The organism is Actinomyces sp., assembly GCF_030530635.1.
GTDB lineage: Bacteria > Actinomycetota > Actinomycetes > Actinomycetales > Actinomycetaceae > Actinomyces.
In genome coordinates, this window is record NZ_JAUMUL010000085.1 from 1 (window position 1) to 10,189 (window position 10,189).

Consider the following 10,189-nt stretch of genomic DNA (forward strand, 5'->3'; position numbering starts at 1 on the left):
CCGCACCATCACCTACCTCACCGACCAAGCCGAAACCCAAAAAAGACACTAAAACACCCACCGGAACGCCAGGTCGTTTTATGACTCAACATTCCACGGGCCCGCCGGCAGCCCAGTATGAGCTGATCCGCCGCAAACAGGGGCAACTACCCGATTGCCTGGGTGCGCTCGGTGGGTGGACGGGTGTGTCGAAGTCCGGCTACCACACGACTGGCGCAGCAGGCCTGAGTCCGCCACCGCTACCCGGCGTAGGGAGCTGGCCGCACATATCGAGAAGATCTTCGCCGAGTCCGACGGCACCTACGGGTACCGCAGGGTAGCCGCCACATTGGACTGGCAGGGGGCGCAGGAGGACGTGGGCACGGTCAGGTCGATCATGGGCAAGCTGGGTCTACGCGCGGCGCGGCCGCACCGCAAGGTCCGTACCACGGTTCCGGCCCAGGACCTGGACGAGCGCCCCGACCTGATCCAGCGAGACTTCACCGCAACTGTCCCGGGCGTGAAGTGGGTTGGGGATATTCCCCCACTTCGTGGGAGGTACCCCCACCTACATTCCCACCTGGGCGGGGCTCGTGTACCTGGCCACCGTGCTGGACCACCTGAAGTCCTATGGGATTAGGCCGCCGGTGAGACGCACCGGGGTGCGCTGGGACAAGTGCGTGGGCGGAGTCCTTCAACGCCACGCTCAAGAATGAGCGCGTGCACCGCATGGTCTACCCCGTCCAGAGCAAGGCGATAAGGGATGCATCGTGGACCAGCATTGACCTATAATCAAAGATGTCTGCGCTCGACGATCGGGTACCGCACACCCAACCAGTTCGAACACGAACCAACGCAGGCCCACCCCGACATTCTCCACCACCCTTCTTAGACGCCTCGGCATACGCCCCCGCGCACTTCCTAGCGATCTCAGCCCTGGCCTGCATTGACAACCCACTCCCCATGCCCGCCACGATCCCCGCCCCTTGCGGGCAGTTCTAGATGAGGCACCGAACCACTTTCGCGGGCATCTGAGATGAGTCTCGTCGCACCCTTGACACGGCAGCGCATGGTGAGTAAACTCACAAATGCGATTTTGTTACTTGAGCTACACACGCGGCTCCCTGCCGAAAGGAAAGGACCGTGACGCAGCAAATGCGCCTTCATGCTCTTTCTCGCCCCCCCGAGGTCGGACGTCGTCACGGCGCACCGTCATCGGAACCGCCGGAGGGGTGGGCTTTTTCGGCCTCATCCAACTTCTCTTCCCCGAGAAGACGTCAGCCAACGCGACCCCGCACCTCGACCGGAACCAGCAGTAACACTGACGACCGTCATCGACTTCGAAGATCAGGGAAGACGCTCTCAGGCTTATTTCGACGACATCAACACCGGCGCTCAGGCACACCTCGCGGCGGCAGCGGTCTTGTGCACCGGCTGCCTAGCGACATACTGCACACGTTGGCAACTCTACTGCGCTCCTATTATCTGAGCGACGCACTCCGGAGATGACCAGCATGGTATGGGCACTCGGCATAGTCAGGATTCTCGCGGGTGTAGTTCTTGCTGCGGCCGCGCAGGGGAAACACCGGCAGACTCTTGCGAAGAACGTCGGTGACATTGAAGGTTATCGCCTGGCTCCTCGACCAGTTGCGGTCGTCGTCGCCGTTACGTTGCCCGCCGCCGAACTGGTCCTGGGGACAGCACTGGTCCTGGGCATGTGGCCCAGAGTAATCTCTTGGACAGGTGCCACATTGTACTTCGTCTTCGCCGCCGTGGTCGCTCAGGCGGTCATGCGGAGACTGGCCAACGAGTGCGGCTGTTTCGGGGCGCTGCGGCAGTCGACAGTCAACGGGGCAATCGCCGGCAGGAACCTCACCATCGCGGTTCTCCTCGCCGCTGCGGCGGCATGGCCCGGTGAGCCGCGGCTCGCACTCGCGGGCAACGACTTCTCTCTGATGGCCGCAACGCCCCTGGCACTCATCGCAACTTGGTGGATCGGGGAATCGATCGGACAAGCGCGCAGAATACTTCACACCAGGCCCGCCGATGCTCAGCACGAGGCGCCCGCTCCGCACTAGCGTCGCACATCGCCAGAAGAAGACGCCTATCTACGAGGCTGGGTGGGTGACGGACCGGTAGCTCCACTACCCGTCCAGCTGCGCGTCGCGGCACCACGAGCAGGGTAGCGATAACCGCCACACTCCTAGCACTACACACCACAGGTATACACTGCGTGTATAGTCCCGCTCATGGACACCCGCCTCACCCTCCTCGGGCTGCTCGGCACCGGCCCCGGCTACGGATACGACCTCAAGACGCACTGGGACCGTTGGTTCGCCGACACCAAACCGCTCGCCTTCGGCCAGGTCTACGCCACCCTCGCCCGTCTGTTGCGCGACGGCCTCATCGTCCAGACCGGGGCCGAAACCGGCGCCGGCCCGGAGCGCAAGCGCTACGAAATCACCAAGGCCGGCCGCGCCGCCGTCGAGGAGTGGATCCGCAGCCCCGAGGTCCCCTCCGACTCCATCCAGGCGGACCTGTTCGCCAAGACCATCATCGCGCTCCTGCTCGACGACGACGCCGAGCACCTCCTGGACCTGCAACGCGCCGCCCACACCGCCCGCATGCGCGAACTCACCCGCCGCAAGGAGGGGGCAGACCTGCACACGATCCTCATCGCCGACCACGCCCTGTACCACCTGGAGGCGGACCTGCACTGGATCGACCTGACCGCCGCCCGCCTGAACGAGCTGCGCCGGGAGGTCCGGGCATGAGCACCGCATCCTCCACACCGAACGCTTCGGCCGCCCCAGTCGCTTCCCCCACATCCTCCCCCGCCTCGGTACCCGAGGCGATCGTGCAGGCGCGCGGACTGAAACTCACCTTCGGCACCACGCACGCCCTGCGCGGCATCGACCTCGACATCGCCACGGGCGAGGTCCTGGCCATCACCGGCCCCTCCGGCTCGGGCAAGTCCACGCTCCTGCACGTGCTGGCGGGAGTGCTGACGCCCGACGCCGGCAGCGTGCACTACGGCGGCCGCGACATCGCCGCCCTCAATGAAGCCGACCGCGCCCGCCTGCGCCTGGCCGAGTTCGGCTTCATCTTCCAGTTCGGTCAGCTCCTGCCTGACCTATCGGCGCTGGACAACGTGACACTGCCACTGCTGCTGGCAGGGACCTCGCGCCGGAAAGCCCTAGAACGCGCCCACACCCAACTGTCGGCCCTCGACCTGGGCGACCACGAACGCAAACTGCCCACCCAGCTCTCGGGCGGGCAGGCCCAACGCGTCGCCGTCGCCCGCGCCCTGGCCACCTCGCCGCGTATCCTGTTCACCGACGAGCCCACCGGTTCCCTGGACTCCCTGGCCGCCGAGCAGACAATGGGCGCCCTGCTCAAGGCCGCGCGTGCGGCGCACTCCGCCCTGGTGATCGTCACCCACGACGCCCGCATCGCAGCCTACGCCGACCGCGAGGTGATCATCCGCGACGGGCGCGTCAGCCTCAACAACGGGCTGCTCGCCGCAGCCCGGCCCGACGGCGAGGAGCAGGCACGATGAGCACGCTCCCCCTGACCCGCCTGGTGGTAGCCGGAGACCGCGCCGCTCGCCGCCGTCTTGCGGGTATTACGGCGGGCGTCATGATCGGCGTCGCGCTCTTCCTGCTACTGGCCGCCGCCGCCCAGGCCTTCGGGCAGCGCTCCGAGCGCTCCACCTGGACCGACCTGATGCTGACAAACCCGGGGGCGATGCAGGAACTTGAGGAGGACACCGTCTTAACGCCGGAGACGGCCGCCGCCGTATCAGCCACCGACCACTACGAGGATCACCTGATCACCATCCTGATGGTTGCCGCCACACCGGACACCCGAGTGCGGATCCCCGGCTCCGCCGTCGTCCCCCGCCCGGGCCAGTACCTCGCCTCCCCCGCCCTGGCCGAGCTCATCGATGCCGTGCCCGCCGACCAGCTGGGCGAGCGCTACGGCGAGCGCGTGGGAGTCCTGTCCGACGACGCCATCGAGGGGCCGGACTCCCTGGTGCTGGTGCTCGGGGTGGAGCAGTCACGCGTACTGGAGCTGATCGCCATCGTCACCGGTCTCGGCGCGGCACAACGCGCCGAGCGCTTCGCCACCCTGCGGCTGATCGGCGCCACTCCCGGGCGAGTAGCGCGGATCGCCGCGGCGGAGACCGCCGTGACGGCCCTGCTGGGAGCAGTGCTCGGCGTCATCCTGTATCTCCTCCTCATCCCGCTGGCGGCGCGCCTTGAGATCGGCTCCTCGACCTTCTTCCCACGCGATCTGCTGACCTCGCCGGGAGTCATCGGCGCGACCGTCGTCGCCGTCCCCCTGATGGCGGCGGCAGTGACCTGGTGGACGACGCTGCGGGCCGACATCGGCCCCTTGGGTGCCTCCCGCGAGCGCCGCGAACACCCGCCGCGGCTGCGTTCCCTCCTGCCCCTGCTGCTGGGCCTGGCGGGACTGACGACGGTGCACATTCTCACCAGCGCCGTCGCATCCGGCTCGGGGTGGGCCGCCCTCATGCCCACTGGCCAACTGCTGGTGGCCTCATTCGTGCTGACCATGCTGGGGCTGCTGTGGGCCGGCCCCCTGCTGACCTCATGGGCCGCTCGCCTGGCGCAGCGCCGCGCCCGCAACGCGGCGCAGGTGATCGGTCTGGGCAGGATGGTCCAGCATCCCCGGGCGACCTTCCGCGCCGTCGGCGGCCTCGTCGTCGCCGTGTACGCGGTGACCCTGTTCGCAGTCGCCATCACCGCCGCGGCCGGCACCCCGGAGCTGCGCGAGGGCCGCGGCTATCTGGCACCGACGACGCTGTACACGCTGCCCGAGCCCGACGCCGCAGCCGAGCTCGAGCAGGTGGCGGACCGGATCGCGCAGGTCGAGGGCGTGACCGCCGTCGCCATCGCCCCGGACGCGACGGGTGATTCCGAGGACGCCTCCATGCGGCTGGCGCTGCGGACGGAGGACGCCCGCGCCCTGGGCGCCCTCGACGCCGATTCCCCGGGGGCGGTCGAGGACTCGGAGTGGGTCAGCGTCGGCTGGGACTGGCTCCTCAACGAGGCCGCCGATCCGCGGCCGTATACCGTGCCCGAGGCCGATGCCACGGCCATGCTGCTGGTCGCGACCGACGGCGAGGCGGCCTCGGTGGAGCGCGCCCGCACCGCCATGGTGAACTCGACGCCGGGAGTGATCACCCACTATCCGGTCTCACGGGTCGACAATGTGGTCACCTCCGCCTCCGCGTTGGAGAACCAGTTCGCGGCCCTGGGATATATCGGCATCCTCATCGCCGCGGGGGTATCGACGGCGGCGCTGGCGGTATCCACCGTCTCCTCTCTGCTGGCGCGGCGCCGGGTGCTGTCGCTGCTGCGCCTGGTGGGGATGCCCCAACGGACGCTGCGGCGGGCGTGGGTGGCTCCGGCGCCGTCGGGAACGCCGGCACTTACCCCGCTTTAGGAGTCCCGTGCCTTCTCCCCGGTTCCGAGCAGCCATGCCGCGGCGAAGGCGACCACCACCGAGAAGACCGCCACCCCGATCGCCCCGTAGAAGTTCGACATTGAACCGTCGGCAGGGATGTAGGCGGGCAGTGAGGCGAAGCTCGGGCTGGCGATGACGTACTGGGTGGTGCCCAGCAGGCCGGCCAGCAGTCCTCCGGCGCCACCGCCGATGACGGCGGCGATCAACGGGCGGCGCAGCGGGAACAGGACGCCGTAGACGCCCGGCTCGGTAATGCCCAGCAGGCCGGTGATGCCGGCGGAGATCGCCACGGACCTGGTTTTGATTTGCCGGGACCTGAGCCCCACGGCGAGGCAGGCGGCGCCCACGGACACGTTCGCCGCCAGCATGCCGGCCATCACCAGCGGATCGCCGCCAACCGAATCGAACAGGGCGAAGATCACCGGGTAAAGCGCATTGTTCATGCCGAAGAACACCAGGAACGGCGTCGTCGCCCCAATGGTGAGCACGGCCAGCGGCGGTGCGGCGTGGTAGATCGCGGTCACGCCGGTGGCCAGCCAGCCGCCGAGCACGTTGCCTATCGGTCCCAGCGCCAGCAGCGTCACCGGGACCGTCACCAGCATGGTCAGCAACGGCAGAAAGACCGCGCGCAGCGCCCCGGGCAGAATGCGCCCGAATCCGCGGTACACCAGGCTCATGAACAGCACGCCCAGAATGATCGGGAACACCGTGGTGTTGTAGGTGACCTGGGCTACCGGGAGCCCCACGAAGGTCAGCTCTTCCGCCCCATTAATCGTCTCGTACAGCAGTACCGTGCCGAGGAAGGCACCCAGGTAGCCGTCCACGTTGAGTTTGCGTGCGGCGCTGAACCCGATGAAGACCGGCAGGAAGTAGAAGGCGGCCTGGTTGACGGCGTAGAAGACCTGGTAGGTGCCGGAGGTGTCGGCGACGTGGAAGAAGTTCGTCAGCACCGTCAGCACGGCCCCGGTCAGGCCGCCCGCGATCAGCACAGGAATAACCGGTGAGAACGTGCCCCCGATGAAGTCCAGGACGGTGGTCATCCAGCCGCGCCGTCCCTGCTCCCCCGCCTCGTCGCTCCCCGCGGAGTGGTGGGCGTCCTGCGCCGCGGCCTGTTCGTCGACGACGCCACCGGCGGATTCGAAGTCGCCGAGCTGCACGAATTCGTGGTACAGGTCGGTCGCCTCCGGGCCGATCACGATCTGATACTGGCCGTTGCGCTTGACCAGCCCCAGCACCCCGTCGCGACCCGTGATGGCGGCCTCATCGATTTTCGACGCGTCTCTTGCCGTCAGGCGCAGACGCGTGTAGCAGTGAGCCGCCGCCAAGATATTCGCCTCGCCGCCCATGTATTCGATCAGGTCGCGGCTGAGCGCGATGCGGTCCTCCTTTACCCCCATCAGTTGCTCATCTCCTTGCCCCACTGCGTCGCCCCGGAGGCAATGAAGGACTGGTACCAGTAGTAGGAGTCCTTGGGTATGCGGGTCAGGGCCAGGGTGGAGACGTCATCGGTCGCCTGCTGCTCCTCATCGGTGGTGTCGATGAAGACGAAGCCGTACCGCTTCGCCATCCCATTGCCGGTGGACAGCAGGTCGGTGAAGGTCCAGGCGTTATAGCCGAAGACGTCGACGCCGTCCTCAATGGCCAAGCCGATCTGGTAGAGGTTGTCCCGGATGTAGTTCAAGCGCTGCGGATCATGGACCTTCCCGTCGGGGCTCTTGGACTCGTGGGCGCCCAGCCCGTTCTCGGTGATAACCATCGGCAGCCGATAGTGGTCCCAGAGGTAGCGCAGGGCGTAGCGCATCGCGACCGGGTCGATCTCCCAGTCCCAGTCGGTGTACTCGACGTAAGGATTGCGGGTGAGGGCGTACTGGCCGGGAACCACCGGGAAAGTGAGTTCCCCCTTCTTACCGGACGCGTTCAGCAGATAGTCCTGCGGCTCGGCGTCGGCCGGGGCGTGCCTGGCCGTATTGGACCGGTAGCAGTTGACCGCGAGGAAGTCGCTCTTCGCCCGCTTCATCGTCTCGATGTCGCCCGGCCGGATATCCGGGTCGATGTCGTGGTTGCGCCAGTAGTTGTACAGGAAGGGCGAGTAGTCTCCGTGGGCGTAGGTGTCGCACCAGATCTTCTCGGTGAACTCCTCCGCGTTCATTGCGGCGATCTGGTCCTCGGGGCGGCAGGTCTCGGGGTAGATCGGCACGTAGCCGGGAACCGGGCCGATCTTGCCGCCGTCAACAACTTCGTGGCACAGGTTGACGGCCGTGGCGTGGCAGAGGTTCATAATGTGGTTGATTCGCCACTTGTCCCGGAACCAGTCCTCGACGCCCTTGGATACGCCGAGCCAGTCGCCGTAGCAGATCTGCATGTTCTGCTCATTGATACTGAGCCAGTACTTGACGCGATCGCCAAAGACCTCGAAGCAGGTGCGCGCATAGTGCGCGAAGGCGGGAATGATCTCGCGCGACCGCCAGCCGCCCAGCTCCTCCTCGACCCACACCGGCATGTCGTAGTGGTACAGGGTGACGATCGGAGTGATGCCGGCCGCCAACAGCTCGTCGATCAGCCGATCGTAGAAGCCGATGCCGCTGGGGTTCACGGCGCCGTCGGCGACCGGGATGATACGCGGCCAGGCGATCGAGAAGCGGTAGCTGGTCAGGCCGCACTCCTTCATGAGCGCGACGTCCTCGCCGTAGCGGTGGTAGTGGTCCGCGGTGAACTTGTTATCCACGAACGGGGCCTTCTTCTGTGAGTTGAGGTCGATGATCGCGGGTGTGCGGCCGCCCTCGGTGGTGGCGCCCTCAACCTGCCAGGCGGCGCTGGAGGCGCCGAATAAGAAGCCCTCAGGAAAACGGGGATTCCAGTCGTAGTGCATGTGCCATCTCCTTTGAAATGCACCGGCGTGGTGGTGCTTCAAAGTTAGGAGTGGTCCGCCCAGCCTCGGGGTTCAGATTCTGAACCCCCGCTGTCCGTCGTCGGCGTCGTCGGCGACGGCGGAACCATCTCCACCCAATGCGGCAGTTCCCTCCCTACTCGCGTGGCATGTGCGCACACCCTCAGTCCAGAACGCCGTCGCCGGGATGCCAGCCGGGTTCGAGGGAGCGCCGCACCGGCGCCGAGGCGAGGTATCGCCGCGTGTACTGGCTGTAGACCAGGTCGAAGAACACGCTCACCCCGTACTTCGAATACACGCTTCTGCGTCCCTGGAGGTCCTCGCTACTGAGGTAGATGATCCGGTCGAACAGGGGATGCAGCTCCGCCGAGCGGTTGGTGGTCAGCACCGTGGTGCGTGCACGCAGTGTTCGCAGCTGCTTAGAGGCCGCCTTGGCGTAGTTTCCGGTCACCGACACCACCACGATCAGATCCTTGGAGGTGATTGCTTCGAGCATCGCCGGGTCCCCGGAGCCCTCAGTCAAGACATGGACGAGCTTGCCGCCGTAGAGCATGGCCTGTTGAAACTCGCGCACACTCATGGATGAGAAGTCTGAGGCGAGGCACACCACCTCGCGCGCACGGTGCAGATCCTCCACGAACTCGTGCACCCCTCGGGAGGCCGCGACATCACGAATGTCGGAGAGCATGCGGACTATACGCGTAGACAGGTAGGCGTCGAACCCGGGTTCGTTCGCGTAGTCGACGAAGTACCGCCAGTGCAGTTGCCATTCGTAGGCGGCCGCCTTGACCCCAGTGAAGGTCTCGAAGCCGATCGCCTTGCAGAAACGGCGGATGCTCGACCTCGAGATGGAGCATTCCTCGGCCACCTCGTAGACGTTCAGCCGGGGCAGGTCATCGAAGTGCTCCAGCAAGTACTTTGACAGCACGTAGCCGGGCGTGCCGACCTCGGCTACGTTGAAGGCCCCCAGGAGTGCATTGAGCAGGCTGAAGTGCTTGAGCGAGAAGTGGTCCCCATATTCGGGAAGGTCGATCGACGGCACCTCTCCCCCTCCGCCCCACACCCGAACGGATGAAACGATCGTCACAATCCCTCAGGAAACTGTACTCCAGGCCTCGCGCAAGTCCCACAGGCGAGGACCGGCCATTGGCTCTCCCACATAGCCGGACTGCACGCCCTCATGCGTCCCACGCGCCGCGGGGACGCCCGCGCTGCCCAGCCGAATAAACCTGAGCCACTGGCAGGCGACCAACTCCCGGCCAGCGGCAGGTCACCAGAATTACTGGCTCTTCCGGTTTGAGGGTGTGGTGGTTGTGGTGGGCTGCGGCAGAGCTGTCGCCGATGTCCTGAGACATGACACGGGGTGGGGTGTCTGGAGTGCCGGTTGGGCGTTAACAACGCTACTTAACGTTCTGCTGTATACCTGCGGGGGCCTTCAGCAGACGGTTAACCGGCGTTGTTAACCCCGAAGCGGCGTAGCAAACCGGAAAGCGGCGTTGCAGATGGGCCCGTTTCCAAGCACCGGAGTTGCAGGCAGCCAAGTGCGGCCGGGTCCGGCACGGTTGAACCGGCAGGCTCGCCGCGTCCTTCACCCCGCAACACGCCAGCCACCACAGCCATGAGTACGAAGAGCCGGTTCGGGTGGGTCGGTGGGGGATGTTCGACGACGCCGGTTGGTCCTCGACGCCACCGCCCGGCCCGACGAGTCCTTGCCCGCCCGAGAACGACCCCGCCGCCCCGAACACGTCCCTATCAGCCCGAGAACGACCTGCGCTGGTCGAACACGTCCTCATGAGCCCGAAACCCTACCGAATGTGGAGGGTTTGGGGC

At 66.4% G+C, this 10,189-nt stretch carries 8 protein-coding genes and 1 pseudogene; 6 read left to right on the forward strand and 3 right to left on the reverse strand.

All coding sequences use genetic code 11. The features are described 5' to 3' along the window. Positions 1–175: 175 nt before the first annotated feature. The 6 genes and pseudogenes from Q4A20_RS15190 to Q4A20_RS13925 form a co-directional block, all read left to right on the forward strand. A pseudogene (locus tag Q4A20_RS15190) lies at positions 176–406 on the forward strand (IS3 family transposase); the annotation flags it as partial. A gap of 124 nt (positions 407–530) precedes the next feature. Continuing rightward, positions 531–695 carry a hypothetical protein gene (locus tag Q4A20_RS13905; protein ID WP_303123872.1) on the forward strand — a complete coding sequence of 55 codons (165 nt, stop codon included), beginning with the start codon at positions 531–533 and terminating at the stop codon, positions 693–695. Positions 696–1,484: 789 nt separating this feature from the next. Beyond that, on the forward strand, positions 1,485–2,057 hold the full coding sequence (locus Q4A20_RS13910; protein WP_303123874.1) for a MauE/DoxX family redox-associated membrane protein: 573 nt from the start codon (positions 1,485–1,487) through the stop codon (positions 2,055–2,057). A gap of 171 nt (positions 2,058–2,228) precedes the next feature. Continuing rightward, positions 2,229–2,753, forward strand: a complete 525-nt coding sequence (locus tag Q4A20_RS13915) for a PadR family transcriptional regulator (RefSeq protein WP_303123876.1) — start codon at positions 2,229–2,231, stop codon at positions 2,751–2,753. Next, a complete protein-coding gene (locus Q4A20_RS13920) occupies positions 2,750–3,538 on the forward strand; it encodes an ABC transporter ATP-binding protein (RefSeq protein WP_303123878.1) in 789 nt (262 codons plus the stop codon). Before Q4A20_RS13915 ends, Q4A20_RS13920 begins: the two co-directional genes overlap by 4 nt. Then, a complete protein-coding gene (locus Q4A20_RS13925; RefSeq protein ID WP_303123879.1) occupies positions 3,535–5,451 on the forward strand; it encodes an ABC transporter permease in 1,917 nt (638 codons plus the stop codon). The genes Q4A20_RS13920 and Q4A20_RS13925 overlap by 4 nt, the downstream gene beginning before the upstream one ends. Here Q4A20_RS13925 and Q4A20_RS13930 read toward each other — a convergent pair. From Q4A20_RS13930 to Q4A20_RS13940, 3 genes are all read right to left on the reverse strand, one after another. Next, positions 5,448–6,869, reverse strand: coding sequence for a PTS transporter subunit EIIC (locus Q4A20_RS13930; RefSeq protein WP_303123881.1), 1,422 nt, complete (start codon positions 6,867–6,869; stop codon positions 5,448–5,450). The genes Q4A20_RS13925 and Q4A20_RS13930 overlap by 4 nt on opposite strands. After that, positions 6,869–8,341 carry a glycoside hydrolase family 1 protein gene (locus Q4A20_RS13935; RefSeq protein WP_303123882.1) on the reverse strand — a complete coding sequence of 491 codons (1,473 nt, stop codon included), beginning with the start codon at positions 8,339–8,341 and terminating at the stop codon, positions 6,869–6,871. The genes Q4A20_RS13930 and Q4A20_RS13935 overlap by 1 nt, the downstream gene beginning before the upstream one ends. Positions 8,342–8,522: 181 nt before the next feature. Further along, entirely contained in the window at positions 8,523–9,401 is an 879-nt protein-coding gene (locus tag Q4A20_RS13940) for a MurR/RpiR family transcriptional regulator (RefSeq protein WP_303123884.1), read from the reverse strand. Positions 9,402–10,189 lie beyond the last annotated feature (788 nt).

Excerpts from the sequence above, each read along its gene's own strand:
- Q4A20_RS13920 (WP_303123878.1), top strand. The coding sequence starts at position 2,750 with ATGAGCACCGCATCCTCCACACCGAACGCTTCGGCCGCCCCAGTCGCT.
- Q4A20_RS13915 (WP_303123876.1), top strand. The coding sequence starts at position 2,229 with ATGGACACCCGCCTCACCCTCCTCGGGCTGCTCGGCACCGGCCCCGGC.
- Q4A20_RS13930 (WP_303123881.1), bottom strand. The coding sequence starts at position 6,869 with ATGGGGGTAAAGGAGGACCGCATCGCGCTCAGCCGCGACCTGATCGAA.
- Q4A20_RS13935 (WP_303123882.1), bottom strand. The coding sequence starts at position 8,341 with ATGCACTACGACTGGAATCCCCGTTTTCCTGAGGGCTTCTTATTCGGC.
- Q4A20_RS13925 (WP_303123879.1), top strand. The coding sequence starts at position 3,535 with ATGAGCACGCTCCCCCTGACCCGCCTGGTGGTAGCCGGAGACCGCGCC.
- Q4A20_RS13910 (WP_303123874.1), top strand. The coding sequence starts at position 1,485 with ATGACCAGCATGGTATGGGCACTCGGCATAGTCAGGATTCTCGCGGGT.